The organism is Sulfitobacter sp. R18_1 (assembly GCF_017743915.1).
Classification (GTDB): Bacteria; Pseudomonadota; Alphaproteobacteria; order Rhodobacterales; family Rhodobacteraceae; genus Sulfitobacter; species Sulfitobacter faviae.
Genome location: NZ_JAGHRG010000002.1, coordinates 241,740 through 257,555, shown reverse-complemented (window position 1 = coordinate 257,555; position 15,816 = coordinate 241,740). Strand labels below are relative to the sequence as shown.

Here is a 15,816-nt window from a genome sequence, read left to right as displayed (position 1 = left end):
TCAGACCTCCCGCTCGTTGTCGTCGTAGCCTTCGAGAACGCTGGTCGACAGGTAAATATCTGGTTCAATGATGTTTTTGATCGCGGTCAGCAGGTATTGCAGCCCGGTCATGAAAAAGCCGAAAGGCACCCAGACCAGCGTCCACCAGACCGGCACTTGCAGCGCGGGCAGCAGGCGGCCCCGCCCGGCTTGGGTCATGATGTATTGCAGCGCGTACCAGGCGAGGCCGAACATGAAGACGGCGGTGACAAAGGCGATGAAGATCATCAGCACTTTGCGCGGGCGCGGGGGGAGGGCGTCGAAAATCGCTGACATGCGGATATGCCGCCCATGCCGCGCGGCATAGGAGATGCCCGCAAAGGTGATGAGAATGATCAGAACGCTGTTCAGCTCTTCGGAAAAGAAGATCGAGCTTTGAAAGACGAAACGGCCCACCACGTTGGCAATCGTATTGGCGGCCATCAACAACACCCCAGCGGCGAGCATTACGGACTCAAGCCAGCTGATCGCGTTGTCGATCGTGCCCAGAGGGCCGGGGAGGGTGGATTTATAGGTGCCCACGGGGGCGTCATCGGTGCCGGTGGTATCTGTCTGAGATTGCAGTTGCGAACTGTGGTTGTCTTCCGTCACCGGCGTCATCCCGTAGATGGTTCAAATGGATCGCGTCAAAATAAGGTCACCCCCCGGCGATGCCGGAGGGTGAGAAAGTCGTTTACTTAACGGCTTCGAGGTCTGCCTTGAATTGGTCAAGGATTTCCTTGCCGCTGTCGCCTGTCATCTCAATGAAGGCTTCTTCGACCGATGCGGCCTTGTCTTTGAAGGGCTGACGCTCTTCTTCGGACAGGATGTTGATCTGCATGTCGGGCTTCGCCGCTGCGATGTTATCCAGCGACTTTTCCTGCAGGCCGGACTGGTATTCGAGGATGTATTCGAATGCCGCGTCAGAAGCGTTCTGCACAACCTCTTTGTCCGCGTCGGACAGGCCGTCATAGAAATCCTTGTTGGCCATCACAGCGGTGGTGAAGTTGTTGTGGCCGATGCAGGTGATGACCTCGGTCACCTCATACATCTTGGTGGATTCCAGATAGAAGCCGGGGTTCTCCTGACCTTGGATGATGCCGGTCTGCATCGCGCCATAGACTTCGCCCCATGGCAGCGGTGTCGGGGTCGCGCCGAAGGCTTTGTAGCTTTCGACCAAGAGCGGGTTGGTCATGACGCGGAACTTGACCTCATTGAGGTCTTCGGGCGTTTTGACCGGCTCTTGTGTGGTCATGCAAACGTCCCCCTCGGGGAACATCTTGAGCAGTTCCAGACCCTGCTCTGCATAAAGCTCGGGGAACATTTCGTTGATGGCCTTGGAGGTGCGGAAGAACTCGAACAGTTCCTCGTCGTCCTGCGGCAGCAGGTAGGGCACGAAGAAGACCTGCGCCTCGGGGATCAGCGCGCCGGTGAAGCCGGGGGATTGGTCCACGAACTGAAGGATGCCGGCCTGCGCCTGTTCCATCGTGTCAACGGATTCACCCAAGGTGCCATAGGGGAAAAGCTGCACTTCGTGGTCGGAGTTCGCTTCGACTTCTTCCTTGAATTTCTGGGCGTATTTGCCCTGCACCTCGTCCAGTGCCTCTTCAAATGCATAGCGCCATGTGTCGGCGGAGGCCGCGCCTGCGACGCTTGTCACGGCTGCGAGGATACCCCCGGTGATAACGGTCTTGAAATTAGCCATCTGTCTCCCTTTCATTTATTGCCCGCGCAGCACAAAGGCCGCAGCGAAACTAATGTCCTGACTGCTAGATCATTTAAACCGATCCCAATCATGTCAATGTGAATATTGATCCATGACAATTTGAGACGCTCTCACAGTCATTCCGCCCTACCCCTGTTGCGTAATCTTGCATCGATCATGCGAATCCCGCGGGCAAATTCAGGAAAGGATTGCCCCCCGACGGCGATACGCAGGCCGGGGTGACGGTCTGGCGGGCCGATGGCGAAACTGGCGCCGTTGGCCACGGCGACGCCGCTCTCGCGGATGGATTTGACCAGTTCAGCCTCTTCATAGATGTCACGACAGGGCAACCAAAGATGCAGCCCGTTTGGACTGGTGCGCATGTCGAGTCCGCGAAAGACGTTGGCGGCGAAATCGGCGCGGTCGCGCAGGGCCAGTTGCTGACGATTGAGCAGGGTTTGGGCGGTGCCTTCCTCGATCCAGCGCCCGGCGATCTCGGTCATCATATTGGTGGCCATCCAACTGGTCACCATATGCCGGTTGGCCGCCGAGGCGCCAAGGTGGTCCGGCACCACCAGATATCCGACCCGCAACCCCGGCATCAGGCATTTGGTGAGGCTGGTGAAATAGAGCACCCGTTCTGGCGCCATGGCTGCCATCGGCGGTGGCGGCGCGTCTTGCAGCGGCCCCCATGACTGGTTCTCGATGATCAGCAGGTCATGGCGTCGTGCCACCTCGATCACCGCGGCGCGGCGGCTTTCGGTCATGGTAAAGGCCAGCGGATTGGCACCATTCGGGATCAGGTAGACGGCTTTGACAGGCTCTTTCGCACAGACCCGCTCCAGCGCCTCGGGGCAGATGCCGCCCGCGTCGACGCTCACTCCTTGCAGGCGGATGCCTAAAAAACGGGCGAGGGGGCGCAGGGTGTGATGGCCGATGTCTTCGCTGACGATCAGATCGCCGGGTTGGGCCGCCGTCATCATCGCCACGGTCATCGCGCTGGTGCTGCCATTGGTCGGGATCACTGCCATCCCCTCCAGATCCAGCCCGCAGAGCGAGAGCCAGCGCCGCACTGCGCTGCTGCTGTCCCCGGCGCGGAGGTCTTGGCGAAACCCGCCCATCATCGCGCGGGGCAGGGAGCGGGCCATGGCGCGGAGTGTCTTTTGCATCGCCTCTTCATGGGCGTGATCCAACACAGGTTTCAGGATCGACATATCCAGCAACCGCCCGGCGGCCTTGCGGCTGACGAAGGGCATGGAGATCTCATCGCTCGCCGCGCGCACGAAAGTGCCGCGACCCACCTCTCCGACGATCTTGCCCGCCTCGACCAGCTTGTCATAGGCGCGGCTCACGGTCTGCACGCTCAGCGACAGGTCAAAGGCCATCTGGCGCTGCGTTGGCAGGCGGTCTCCGGGTTTGAGCACGCCGTTCTGTATTGCCGTTTCAATCGCCTGAACGAGTGAACGATAGGCAGGGCGGGTCAGGGTTCCGGGGTCTGGGCGCCATTTTGTCATGATCTGGATGATCACCACAATCATGACAATTGACAAGTCCGGCATGCGCTCGCATGAAGCGGATATGAGCTTTGTCAAACTCGATAAGCGCGATATCGCGGTGCTGTCGATCCTCTCTCGCGAGGGGCGCATCGCCAAATCCGCGCTTGCCGACAAGGTCAACCTGAGCGCCACCGCCTGCGGCGAACGGCTCTCGCGGCTGGAGGCTGCGGGTATCATCACCGGCTATCAGGCCCATGTCGCCCTGCGCCGCATCGCCCCGCATGTCACCGTCTTTGTGCAGGCCGAATTGGGCAACCATCGGGCCGAGGCATTTCAGCGTTTTGAGGCCGTGATCGCGCAGCATGATGAGATCGTGCAGTGCTGGGCCTTGGGCGGCGGCTTTGACTATCTGCTACAGGTCGTCACCCGCGACATCGACAGCTACCAACGTCTGATGGATGCGCTGTTGGATCAGCAGGCCGGGCTGAGCCGCTACTTTACCTATGTCGTCACCAAATCGGTTAAATCGGCACCGTTGCCCCTGTCGCTGCTGCTGCCCGAGGGCGAAAGCTGAGCCGCCGTAGTTTTTCCAGCGGGCAGGGGGCCGCGCCGCAAAACCTCCTGCCGATCGGCTGATATTCGGTCAAACCCGCGCCGCATCCTGCCTTACCTTCGGGGCAATTCATCCCAAGGAGGTGCCCGATGACCAAGATGATCCCAACCCCCGCCGATGGTCTGCCCGCGCTGACGCGGGGCGCACTGGCCCGCCACTTTGCCTATGTCGATGGCGCATGGGTCGCGGGGGCGCAGAGCGATGATTTCAACGTGACCGATCCGGCCAGCGGCGCGGTACTGGGCGCGGTGGCCAAGCTTAGCGCCGAAGACAGCCGCGGCGCGGTGGATGCCGCCCATGCTGCCTTTCCCCATTGGTCGGGCCTTCTGCCGCAAGAGCGCGGCGCGATCCTGCGGCGCTGGCGCGACCTGATGCTGGAGAACCGCGAGGATCTGGCGCGGATCATGACCGCCGAACAGGGCAAACCCATCTCCGAGTCGCGCGGCGAGATCGACTATGCCGCGTCCTTCTTTGAGTTCTATTCCGAAGAGGCCCGCCGCCCCAACATCGAGGGCGTCACCTCGCATCTGCCCGACGCCGAGGTGGAAATCTGGCGCGAGCCGGTGGGCGTGGCCGCGCTCATCACGCCGTGGAACTTCCCCTCTGCCATGCTGACCCGCAAAGCGGGGGCGGCGCTGGCGGCGGGCTGCACCGTGGTGGCGCATCCTTCGGCAGAGACGCCGTTCTCGGCGCTGGCGCTGGCCGAATTGGGCGAACAGGCGGGGCTGCCCAAGGGGGTGTTCAACGTCGTCACCGGCGAGGCGCCCGAGATCGTGAAACCGTGGATGGAAGACAACCGCGTGCGGGCGATCTCTTTCACCGGCTCCACCGAGATCGGCAAGCTCCTGTACCGTCAGGCATCGGACAGCGTGAAACGTCTGGTGCTGGAGCTCGGCGGTCATGCGCCTTTCATCATGTTCGATGATGCCGATATGGACCGCGCCGTCGAAGAGGCGATCAAGGCCAAGTTCGCCACCTCCGGTCAGGACTGCCTTGGCGCGAACCGCTTCTTCATTGCCCGCGACAGCTATGCCACCTTCTGCGCGCGGTTCACCGCCGCGACCGAAGCGCTCACCGTGGGCCTCGGCGCGGATGACCCCGACATCGGCCCGTTGATGAACGAAAAAGCCGTGGCCAAACAAGAAGAACACGTCAAAGATGCGCTTGACCGTGGGGCGCGGCTGCTTTGTGGTGGCAAGCGCCACGCGGCGGGGCCGCTGTTCTTTGAGCCGACGGTGCTGGCGGATGTACCGCCCGATGCGCTGATCATGCGCGAGGAAACCTTTGGCCCCGTGGCCGCCATCGCGGCTTTCGACAGCGAGGATGAGGCGATCCAGCGGGCCAATGACACGGAGTATGGCTTGGTGGCCTATGTCCACAGCCAAGACCCCCGCCGCATCTACCGCGCCAGCCGGGCGCTATGTTTCGGCATGGTGGCGGTGAACCGCACCAAGGTGACCGGCGCGCCGATCCCCTTTGGCGGCACGAAACAATCGGGGATCGGGCGCGAGGGATCGCGGCTGGGGCTCGAAGCCTTTACGGAAGTCAAATACGTCTGCCGTGACTGGGCCTAAGATTTGAAAGATACGGCGCAAAGCCGCGCCGGAAGAAAGGAAAGACCAATGCTGAAAAACGATATGCTTGAACAATGGGACCGTGAGAATTTCTTTCACCCCTCCACCCATCTGGCCCAGCACGCCCGCGGCGAAAGCCCGACCCGTGTGATCAAGACCGCCAGGGGCAGCCATATCACTGACCGCGACGGCAATGAATTGCTCGACGCTTTCGCGGGTCTCTACTGCGTGAACGTCGGCTATGGCCGCACCGAGATTGCCGAGGCGATTGCCGAGCAGGCGCATGAACTGGCCTATTACCATTCCTACGTCGGCCATGGCACCGAGGCGAGCATCACCCTGTCCAAGATGATCCTCGACCGCGCGCCCGAAGGCATGAGCAAGGTCTATTTCGGCCTCGGCGGGTCGGACGCGAATGAGACGAACGTCAAGCTGATCTGGTATTACAACAACATCCTTGGCCGCCCCGAGAAGAAAAAGATCATCTCGCGCTGGCGTGGCTATCACGGCTCGGGTCTGGTGACCGGCTCGCTGACCGGGTTGGAGCTGTTTCACAAGAAATTCGACCTGCCGCTGGCGCAGGTGGTCCACACCGACGCACCCTATTACTACCGCCGCCCCGACGCCAACATGAGCGAAGCGGAGTTTACCGCCCATCTGGTGGGCGAGTTGGAAGCGCTGATCGAACGCGAAGGGGCCGACACCATCGCCGCCTTCATCGGGGAGCCGGTTCTGGGCACCGGGGGCATCGTGCCGCCGCCCGAGGGCTATTGGGCCGCCGTGCAAGAGGTGCTGAAAAAGCATGACATCCTGCTGGTCGCGGATGAGGTCGTCACCGGCTTTGGCCGTCTGGGGTCGATGTTCGGCTCGGATCACTACGGGATGAAACCTGACCTCATCACCATCGCCAAGGGCCTGACCTCGGCCTATGCGCCGCTTTCGGGTTCCATCGTGGGCGATAAGATGTGGAAGGTGCTGGAGCAGGGCACCGATGAAAACGGCCCAATCGGCCACGGCTGGACCTATTCGGCCCACCCCATCGGCGCGGCTGCGGGGATCGCGAACCTCAAGCTGATCGACGATCTGAAGCTGATCGAGAATGCCTCGGACGTGGGCGGCTATCTGAATGCGCAGATGAAGGCGGCATTGGGCGATCACCCCAAGGTGGGCGACATCCGGGGCGAAGGCATGCTCTGCGCCGTGGAGCTGGTCGAAGACCGCGATGGCCGTACGCCCTTCGATCCGGCGCGCAAAGTGGTGCCGACCATCGTCGGCGATATGGTCAAGGCCGGTGTCATCGCCCGCGCCATGCCCCAGGGCGACATCATCGGTTTCGCGCCGCCCTTCTGCCTGACCCGCGAAGAAGCGGATAAGGTCGTGGGGGTCACCGCCGACGCGATCAAGGCGACCTTGGGCTAAGGCTCAAATCTACGAGACATTTGAGCGGCCCGGCGGAAACGTCGGGCCGTTTGCATTGGAGAGAATCACACCCCGCGAGTGGTGCCGCAGCTAGACCGATCAGAAATGAAAAAACGGTAAACAGGGCCGTTCATCGGGCCAAATTCCCCCGATATGGAAACAGTGCCCCGGTTTGTCGCCTATTTACTAAGAATTCGCCAAAATTAGGCCACAGTTCCCAGAGAAATTAGAAGAAAGCAGCGGTCCGTCCAGTTTGGGGCCCAAAGATTTTTATCTGTGGAGAGATGTAATGAGAATTCTGGCGGTGGATGACGATCCGATTATCCTCGAATTGCTTGGGCAATTTGTAGAGATCATCGGCGCGCATGACCTAACGACCGCCCCATCGGCTCTGCATGCGGTTGATATGTTGGGTGACCCCAACCTCAGGCCGATTGATTGCTTCATGCTTGATATTCAGATGCCGGGCATGGATGGGATCGAACTGGCGCAGCACATCCGCAATTCGGCGCGCCATGCCGATACGCCGATCTTGATGCTCACCGCGATGTCGGACAAACGCTATATCGACGCGGCCTTTGCCGCCGGGGCGACCGACTATGTCACCAAGCCTTTCGAGATTGCCGAACTCAAGGCCCGCATCGGACTGGTCGAAGGCATGGTGAAAGAGCGTCAGCAGCGGACCAAGAAGATTTTCGCCGCCAAGACCATCGCCGATCAGGCGACGCATATGGAGCTGTTCGAGCCGGTCCCGATCTATGACGTGGACAATGTGATCGACTATACCGCGATGGAGAACTACGTCGCCCAACTGTCGCGCAGCGCGCTTTTCGGCTCCACCGCCTTTGCCTTCACCATCCGCGAGGTCGATGCCTTCCACGCGACGATGACCTCTTTCGAGTTCTATAGCCTTGTCTCCGATGTGGCCGAAATCCTGTCCGATACGCTCGTCGATCATCAGGTGCTGATGTCCTACGCGGGCAATGGCACTTTCGTATGTGTCACGGAGAGCGGCTGGCGTCCGAATATGGGCGGTTTGATGGATGCGGTTAACTTTGAGTTGTCTCAAACCGAATTGTTCGACAATAATGGCGAGCGTGTTCACCCGCGTGTCAGCGCGGGAGAGGCCGTGCGGCTGATCTGGAAGAGCGGCAATTCCGTCATGGATGCGCTGGCGCAGGCCCATGCGAGTGCAGAAGCCGCCAGTGAGGCGCATACGAGATCGCTCAATGATTTTTGGCAGAATGATCAACAGGCATGACTAAAATGTTAGCGGAACTTCCCGGCATAGAGCGCATCAGGCAGCGCTTTGTCGAAATGCTGGACGAGCGTCAGACACTGATCGCAACCCATGGGTTGGCCGCCTGGGACGGGACCACCGTAGACGAAATCAAAAGCAATCTGGCCAGCGCGCAGGCCATTCTGCACCAGATCGCGGGCAGCGCCGGGTCGCTCGGCTTCGAAGAGCTGGGCCGTCTGGCACGCAAATGCGAAACGCAGATTGTCGAGCATCTGGCCGGGCCGCGCTCCAATCACGCCGATTGCCCGATCGAGATCATCTCGGAACTGGATGGATTCGTCGCCCATTGCCGGCAGGAAATCGACGCCCACGCCTAAGGGCGCGGCGACCGGTATTGAGCCGGTCCGAAACTTACTGACAATTTACCGCAAACCCGCCCGGAAGGGCAGGCCAAAGGCAAGTCGGCTCAGCCTGCTTGCATCGCCGCCTTGACCTGATCCGCCAGCGAGATCGGATCGAAGGGTTTGCTGATCACGTCAGCCGCCCCCAGATCACGAAGCTCTTCGATCTCATTATGCTGGGCGCGGGCGGTCATGAAGATCGCGGGCACGTCGCGCAGGCTTTCCATCTCGCGCATCTTCTCAAGCGTCTGGCGACCGGTCATGCCGGGCATCATCATATCGAGCAGGATCACGTCGGGCGTGTAGGACTGAACCTGATTCAGCGCCGCTTCCCCGGTCTCGCATTGGACGACGTCGAAATCGCCGCTCAGCTCAAGCGCCATCAGCGCGATTTCACGAATATCGGCGTCATCCTCGACGTGCAGCAGTTTGATCATTCCATACTCTCTCTAGGAGGCTTCGCGCAGCAACGCGGCCGGTTCCTCTGCCGCTACCTGAGAATTTTTCTTCGGCAGGGTAAAGTAAAATGTCGTACCAAATCCCTCACGGCTGTCAAAACCTATTTTACCGCCGAGATTCTCGACGATGGCTTTGCAAACGCTAAGGCCCAGCCCGGTGCCGCCTTTGTCGGCCCGGTTGGAATTGGACAGATCGGCAAACCGCTGGAACACCTTGTGCTGCTCGGAAGCCGGAATGCCGGGGCCACGGTCCGCCACGGAGATGCGCAATTCGTCGTCATTCTCTTCGGCGCGGATGGTCACACGCTCCCCGGGTTTGGAGAATTTGGCCGCGTTCGACAGGAAGTTCGTCAGCACCTGAATGACCCGGTTCGGGTCCGTGGTGACTTTGTTCAAGTCCTCTGTCCCTTCGACTTGAATGCGCACGCCATGACGCTGCTCGAGTGAGGCATTGGCGGCGCTGGTCTCGTGCAGAAGTTCCGCGATGTCGACTTCCTCAAGATTGAATTCCAGCCGCCCGTTGGCGATTTTCTCAAGATCGAGGATGTCGTTGATGATCAGCACAAGCCGGTCGGCGTTGCGGTGAGAGATCTCCAGCAAGGCACGCGCCTTGCTGGGCAATTCGCCCGCCGCCCGCGACAAGAGCAGCCCCATGGAGCCTTTGATCGAGGTCAGGGGCGAACGTAGCTCGTGACTGACCATCGAGATGAACTCCGACTTCATCCGCTCTTCGTTGATGATATCCGAAATGTCATGCAGCATGATCAGGAACCGCCCCGTCGCCCCACCGGTGGGCAGCAGCTTGATCGTAACTTGGAAATGGTTGCCAAACAGTTGCGTGTCGAACTGCGTCATCGCTTTGCCCGACTTTTTCAGCGCGCGGCAGGCGTCCAGCAGGGCCGGGTTGTCGCTTTCCTCGGTCAGGGTTTCGAGCGTTTGCGTGCGGTAGCTGTCCTTGCTCCAGCCGGTGCGGCTCATGGCGACGCGGTTCATATAGCTGAACCGCTCTGTCTCGGCGTCGACGATCCAGATGTCATCGCGCAACTCATAAAGCGTTTCCGCCGTGTCGCGTTCGGCCAGAAGTTCGTTGGCATGGGTCACATCGGTACGGGCCGAGATCGACCCGGCCCAAGCGCCCTTTTTGTCGAAAAGTGGCATCACAGTGCACTGCGTCTGGATCACCCGGCCATCGGCGCAGCGCAGCGGGGTTTCGCCCTGCCACGTCTTGCCTGCCATCAGGGTGGCCCGGATCTCTTCGGCAAGTTCGCGAAACTCTTCTTGGTAAAGCATCGACACAGGCTGGCCGATCAATTGATCGCGGGTGTAGCCCGTCAGTTCGATGAAACGGTCGTTGACCTGTTCCAGCATCCCGCCCGTATCCACGATATTCACAATGGCATGGCTGTCGAACGCCTTAAGCCTTTGTTCCATATCTGAGTTATCGGCAGGAGCCTGCGGGTTTGCTTGCAGTGCGGTTGCGGCAAAGGGCGTGAGCCCCGCCAGAATGATCGCACCGACCACGGGGATAACCTCCCCCATTTGGCCCGCGAAAAGTGCGGATGTTGCGGTGTACCAGCTGCCGGAAATGGCAGTGCCCAGAAAAAATGTGGCGGCGGTACGCTTGGTAAATGGCTTTGACGACACTTGGAATTCCTCGCCCCGAAGCGGACATGCTTAAAACTATAGCATGACTTGTGCATTGTAATTTAATCAAAATGCCAGAGCATATTGGCAATAATATGGCATGTCGCACTTTAGCGTCACTCCGCTGAAATGCCACGGTTTATAATGCGCCGGTTAAGAGGCGCGGGCGGTTGTCCCCGTAATTGAGTTGACCACCGAGCTGATCCCGCTCCGTGATTTGACAAGGTTGATCCCCACGCGGGGGTCGGGTTCGCGGTTGTTGTCTGCGGAAAGGCTGATGATCTTGGCCGCGGGATGCAGGCGGGTGATATCTTCTAGCAAAGAGCGTGCATCGCCGTCGGGCAGGGACCAATCAAGGATCACGACGTCAAGTTCATCCTGGCCGATCAACTGTCGCGCTTGGGCAAGGTTGGTGACGTTGGTCACCTCTGCCACGCTGTCCAAACCGGTGCGGATCACCTCGGCGAAGTCGATGTCGTCTTCGATATGCAGCACGCGCAGCTTAGTGTCCCGCTCCTCCGCTTCCGCGTCGGGTGTGGCGGGCGTTTGCGCGGTCTGCGCCTCGGCGATGGGGCAGGTGAACCAAAAGACGGTGACGCCGTTGGGGATGCTTTCAAACCCGATGGTGCCGCCTTGGCGCTTGATGATCTGCCGCGTGATGTTGAGCCCCAGCCCGGTGCCGCCCTTGGCGCGGGTGTCGGAACCATCAGCCTGCGAGAAGGCCTGAAAGATGCGCGGGCGGAAGTTTTCCGGCACGCCGGGGCCGGTGTTCTGGATAAAGACGATGGCCCGGTCCCCCAGCCGCTCGGCGCGGATTTGCACCTCGCTCTCGGCATCGGAGTATTTGCAGGCGTTCGAGATTAGATTGGCCAGCACCTGCCGGGTGCGGCTTTCATCCACCCGAACTGTCAGCGGCTTGTCGGGCAGTTGCAGGCCCAAGGTGTTGTTATGGGTGATCGCAAAGGGCGACATTTCGTTGACCGAGTCGGTGATCACCTTGTTCAGATCGACATCATGGAAGTCGAATTGCACTTCGCCCGATGAAATCTTCTCAAGGTCGAGAATGTCGTTCACGATATGCGACAGCCGATCGGCATTGCTGCGGGCGATGTCGATCAGCCGGATATGCGCGGGGAGGAAGCGGCTGTTGTCCGTGGTGTCGATCAACCCCAAAGCGCCTTTGATCGAGGTCAGCGGCGTGCGCAGCTCATGGCTGACGGTCGAGACGAACTCGCTCTTGATCTGTTCCAGCTTCTTTTGGTCGGTAATGTCGTTGATCTGAACGATAAAGACATAGCCGCGGGCGTTCTTGTCGTAGGTCCAAGAGACGTTGAACAGGCCCCAGCGTTCATAGCCCAGCTTGTGGGTGATGCGGTATTCGGCCTGATAGGTCTGCGAACTGCGGGAATCGACCAGCCCGCGCACCTCACCGTAGAGCTTTTGCAGATCGCCCTCGGGCATCAGATCGCCCAGTTTGGTGTTCGACAAAAGCTCTTCTTCGCTATAGCCGCAAAGGGTGCAAAGCGCGCTGTTGACGCTGTTGAACACGCCGCCTTCGCCCAAGATCGCCATGCCCACCGGGGCCGCGGCCAGCACTTGGCGAAACCGCCGCTCGCTGGTTTCAAGCGCGTTGCGGGCGTGGACGATATCGGTCACATCGGTCTGGGTGCCGACCATCCGCAGGGCGGTGCCGTTCTCATCGCGTTCGGTCACCACCGCGTCAGAGCGCATCCAGCGCCACTCACCGGTGCCGATCTTCAGCCGGTATTCGGTAACGGAACGTTGTTGCTGCCCCGAGATGCAGGCCTGATCGGTCTGGGTCAGCAGGGGCAGGTCATCGGGGTGAACGCGTTTGAGGAATTCCCCCTGCGGGTCGGGCAGCCGCTCGAAATCCGCCATTCCCAGAATGCGCCGCCATGTGTCGGACACCTCGGATTTGCCGGTGCGCAGGTCGATGTCGAAAACCCCGATCTGCGCGCCTTCGAGGGCGAGGTCATAAAGCGCCTTGTTCCGCGCCAGCTCATCCTGCACCGCCAGTTCCGAGGTCAGGTCACGCACGATTGCAGTCACCCGCCGTTCGCCGGTGTGGGTGGTCCAATTATTGCGTTGCAGATTAAGCTTGAGGTCTTGGCCAAAGCAGGTCTTGCCCGCCGCGTTGACCTGTTCGTGGTCGTGATCCTCAACCAGATCGGTGACGAGTTCGCCGAACTCCATCCCCTTGAGCGCCTCATGCCCATAGCCAAAGCAGACCAGCGCCGCTTGGTTGGCAAAGAGCACCCGGTCATTGCTGTCGAGCAAAAAGATGGGCGTTACCGCGTTCTCGATAACGGCGCGGTTTTCCTCTTCATGGGCGTCGATCTGGCGTTCGCGCAGCACGGCAAGCTCGCTCAGCGCGGCGCTGCGCTGGCGCAGGCTGCGGAAGGCCACGAAGAACAGGATCGCCAGAAGGATGCCAGAGACCAGCAGGATTTCCGGCACCGCGCTATGGGTGGCGCGGTCAAAGCTGGCGGTGCTGACATGGACAACGGTCCAAGGGCGGCCAAAGCGTTCGATGGTCTGGGTGATGCTGTGGTGGCCGGTGGCGATGCCTTCGGGCGTGCTGTCGAAAATCCGGTTTTCGGGGGCCGTGGTCAGCCCATCGTAGACTTGAATGTCATAGGACTCTCCCTGAGCAGGGGTCAGCCCGGACAGCAGGTTGGCCCCGACAAAGGGCGCATAGACCCAACCGATGAAACCGGCGGTCTCCTGCGCCGGGCTGTTGTCGGCGGCAAAGACCGGGCGCAGCAGCAGGAAACCGGGCTGGCGCGTTTTGTCCTGCACCAGCAGGATGCGCGGCGTCAGCTTCGGCTCTCGCGTTTCGCGGGCGCGCAGGGCGGCGCGGCGGCGGTCTTCGTTAAAGCTGATATCAAGGCCCACGGCCTCTGCATTCGGCACCTGGGGGTAGATATACTGGATCACCATCTTCTCGGCATTGCCGGTGTCGGGGTGAATGCGGAAATCCTCGATCCCCAGGGCGGTGACCTTTTCGATGAACGCCTCTTCGGTGCCTCTGGCAACGGGGGCAACAAAGCCGATGCCGTTGATGCCGGGCAGGAAGCTGTCGATCTCCAGCGTATCGACGTAATGCGCGAAGTCGCTGGCCGTCACCTCGTCCGAGGCGTTCATGAAGGCGGCGATGCCATTGAGGCTTTGCAGATAGGTATGCATCCGCGCATCAAGGCTTTTCAGGCTTTCCTCGGCGATGCGATCAAAGGCCCGGTCGGCGGCGATGTCGTTGCTGCGACTGCTATAAAGAAACACCCCTAAAGTGATGGCGAGGCATCCGATAAACAGTATAATTTCGGGTCGCCGCACCAATTCAAGCCTTTGTTTCTGGCCACCATACGGCGGCGAAATTTCCCCTTGAGAAGAATATCGAGCACCGCGGGGCAATATGTCCAATCCGGCCATATTCACCTATGGGTCGAAAAAATCAACAAACCGTTGCAGCGGGCATGCAAAGCACCGGGAATGTGGCTTTGCGGCAAAAGCCCCGGAGGTCCGGGCGATTTACGGCAGGGATTGTGACCCGTCACCGCGCGCTCTACCAATGACGGGCCGGGGAGGCGGGACAGAATATCGGGAGAGAGCACCATGAACGACGAGACGCAGCTAGAGGGCCGCTATGACTATATCATTGTCGGTGCGGGCACCGCGGGCTGTGTCTTGGCCAACCGTCTCAGCGCCGATCCGGCCAATCGGGTTCTGCTGCTCGAAGCTGGGGGGGATGACAACTACCACTGGGTGAAGGTGCCGGTGGGCTATCTTTATTGCATTGGCAATCCGCGCACCGATTGGATGATGAAAACCGCGCCAGAGGCGGGGTTGAACGGGCGCTCTCTGGCCTATCCGCGGGGCAAGGTGCTGGGCGGCTGCTCTTCGGTGAACGGCATGATTTACATGCGCGGGCAGGCGGCGGACTATGACCATTGGCGGCAACTGGGCAATACCGGGTGGAGCTGGGATGACGTGCTGCCCTATTTCCTGAAATCCGAGGATCACCATGCGGGCGGCAGCGACATGCACCGCGCGGGGGGCGAGTGGAAGGTCAGCAAGCAGCGCCTGCGGTGGGATATTCTGGAGGCCGTGCAAGACGGCGCGCGGGAGTTCGGGATCGAGCCGCGGGCGGATTTCAACGATGGCGACAACGAAGGTTCGGGCTTTTTCGAGGTGAATCAGAAGGGCGGGGTGCGCTGGAACACGGCGCGCGGTTTCCTGCGCCCGGCGATGAAACGCCCCAACCTGCGGGTGATCACCCATGCGCATACCGATGGGCTGGTCTTGGACGGCAAGCGTGTGACTGGCGTTCGTTTCACCCATAAGGGCCGCGCGATGCGCGCCGAGGCCGAGAGCGAAGTGTTGCTTTCGGCAGGGGCGATCAATTCGCCCAAGATCCTTGAGCTGTCGGGGATCGGGCAGGGTGACCTTTTAAGCGGCATGGGGATCAACACGCTGCACGATCTACCCGGCGTTGGGGAGAACCTTCAGGACCATTTGCAGATCCGCACTGTCTATAAGGTGCAGAACACCAAAACGCTCAACACGATGACCCATTCGATCTGGGGCAAGGGCCGGATGGGGCTGGAATACCTCCTGCGCCGCAGCGGTCCCTTGGCGATGGCGCCCAGCCAGTTCGGCATGTTCACCAAGTCCGACCCCGCGCTTGAGACGCCGGATCTGGAGTATCACGTGCAGCCCCTGTCGACCGACAAGCTGGGGGATCCGCTGCACCCTTTCCCGGCGATCACCGTCTCGGTCTGTAACCTGCGGCCCGAAAGCATCGGCAGTTGCCATCTCACCAGCCGCGACAGCGCGGTGCAGCCCGATATCCGGCTGAACTATCTTTCCGCCGAGAATGACAAACGCGTGGCGGTCACGGCGATGAAACAGGCGCGTCACATCATGACGGCCAAGGCGCTGCACCCCTATGCGCCTGAGGAAATCCTGCCCGGTCCCGCTGTGCAGAGCGACGAAGACCTGCTCGACAAGGCGCGCGACATCGCCACGACGATTTTCCACCCCGTCGGCACCTGCAAGATGGGCAGCGATCCGATGGCGGTGGTCGATAGCGATCTGCGGGTGCATGGCTTAAGCGGTCTGCGCGTGGTGGACGCGTCGATCATGCCCAAGATCGTCTCGGGCAACACGGCTTCGCCGACGGTGATGATCGCCGAAAAGGCCGCTGATGCCATTCTGGCGGGGCGGTAGG

General features: G+C 60.6%; 12 protein-coding genes. 6 read left to right on the top strand and 6 right to left on the bottom strand.

The window, feature by feature from the left end; translation table 11 throughout:
- The 3 genes from J7392_RS06480 to J7392_RS06470 form a co-directional block, all read right to left on the bottom strand.
- Window positions 1–639, bottom strand: a complete 639-nt coding sequence (locus J7392_RS06480; RefSeq protein ID WP_197470835.1) for a TRAP transporter small permease — start codon at window positions 637–639, stop codon at window positions 1–3.
- Between the two features lie 73 nt (window positions 640–712).
- The gene (gene dctP, locus J7392_RS06475) at window positions 713–1,723 is read right to left on the bottom strand and encodes a TRAP transporter substrate-binding protein DctP (protein WP_209216786.1); all 1,011 of its coding nucleotides are present in this window, start codon (window positions 1,721–1,723) and stop codon (window positions 713–715) included.
- A 137-nt stretch (window positions 1,724–1,860) separates the two neighbouring features.
- Window positions 1,861–3,282: a PLP-dependent aminotransferase family protein gene (locus tag J7392_RS06470; RefSeq protein ID WP_247744477.1), complete on the bottom strand. Its 1,422-nt coding sequence runs from the start codon at window positions 3,280–3,282 to the stop codon at window positions 1,861–1,863.
- Between J7392_RS06470 and J7392_RS06465 the strand changes: the two genes are divergently transcribed.
- The 5 genes from J7392_RS06465 to J7392_RS06445 all read left to right on the top strand — a co-directional run bounded on the left by J7392_RS06465 (window position 3,260) and on the right by J7392_RS06445 (window position 8,442).
- Window positions 3,260–3,793 (top strand): Lrp/AsnC family transcriptional regulator, encoded by a 534-nt coding sequence (locus tag J7392_RS06465; RefSeq protein WP_231886306.1) that lies wholly within the window; start codon window positions 3,260–3,262, stop codon window positions 3,791–3,793. The two genes, J7392_RS06470 and J7392_RS06465, sit on opposite strands and share 23 nt — an antisense overlap.
- Window positions 3,794–3,921: 128 nt before the next feature.
- The gene (locus J7392_RS06460) at window positions 3,922–5,406 is read left to right on the top strand and encodes an NAD-dependent succinate-semialdehyde dehydrogenase (RefSeq protein WP_209216784.1); all 1,485 of its coding nucleotides are present in this window, start codon (window positions 3,922–3,924) and stop codon (window positions 5,404–5,406) included.
- Between the two features lie 48 nt (window positions 5,407–5,454).
- Window positions 5,455–6,825, top strand: coding sequence for an aspartate aminotransferase family protein (locus J7392_RS06455; RefSeq protein ID WP_209216783.1), 1,371 nt, complete (start codon window positions 5,455–5,457; stop codon window positions 6,823–6,825).
- A 289-nt stretch (window positions 6,826–7,114) separates the two neighbouring features.
- Window positions 7,115–8,086, top strand: a complete 972-nt coding sequence (locus J7392_RS06450; protein WP_209216781.1) for a response regulator — start codon at window positions 7,115–7,117, stop codon at window positions 8,084–8,086.
- Window positions 8,083–8,442, top strand: coding sequence for an Hpt domain-containing protein (locus J7392_RS06445; RefSeq protein ID WP_209216779.1), 360 nt, complete (start codon window positions 8,083–8,085; stop codon window positions 8,440–8,442). Before J7392_RS06450 ends, J7392_RS06445 begins: the two co-directional genes overlap by 4 nt.
- Window positions 8,443–8,531: 89 nt before the next feature.
- Here J7392_RS06445 and J7392_RS06440 read toward each other — a convergent pair whose 3' ends face one another.
- The 3 genes from J7392_RS06440 to J7392_RS06430 all read right to left on the bottom strand — a co-directional run bounded on the left by J7392_RS06440 (window position 8,532) and on the right by J7392_RS06430 (window position 13,922).
- Window positions 8,532–8,903 (bottom strand): response regulator, encoded by a 372-nt coding sequence (locus J7392_RS06440; protein WP_067261066.1) that lies wholly within the window; start codon window positions 8,901–8,903, stop codon window positions 8,532–8,534.
- A 12-nt stretch (window positions 8,904–8,915) separates the two neighbouring features.
- Window positions 8,916–10,568 carry an ATP-binding protein gene (locus J7392_RS06435; RefSeq protein WP_209216777.1) on the bottom strand — a complete coding sequence of 551 codons (1,653 nt, stop codon included), beginning with the start codon at window positions 10,566–10,568 and terminating at the stop codon, window positions 8,916–8,918.
- Between the two features lie 153 nt (window positions 10,569–10,721).
- A complete protein-coding gene (locus J7392_RS06430; RefSeq protein WP_348540687.1) occupies window positions 10,722–13,922 on the bottom strand; it encodes a CHASE domain-containing protein in 3,201 nt (1,066 codons plus the stop codon).
- Window positions 13,923–14,201: 279 nt separating this feature from the next.
- On the opposite strand from J7392_RS06430, the gene J7392_RS06425 reads away from it, so the two are divergent.
- Window positions 14,202–15,815: a GMC family oxidoreductase N-terminal domain-containing protein gene (locus tag J7392_RS06425; protein ID WP_209216775.1), complete on the top strand. Its 1,614-nt coding sequence runs from the start codon at window positions 14,202–14,204 to the stop codon at window positions 15,813–15,815.
- The last annotated feature ends 1 nt before the right edge of the window (window position 15,816 follow it).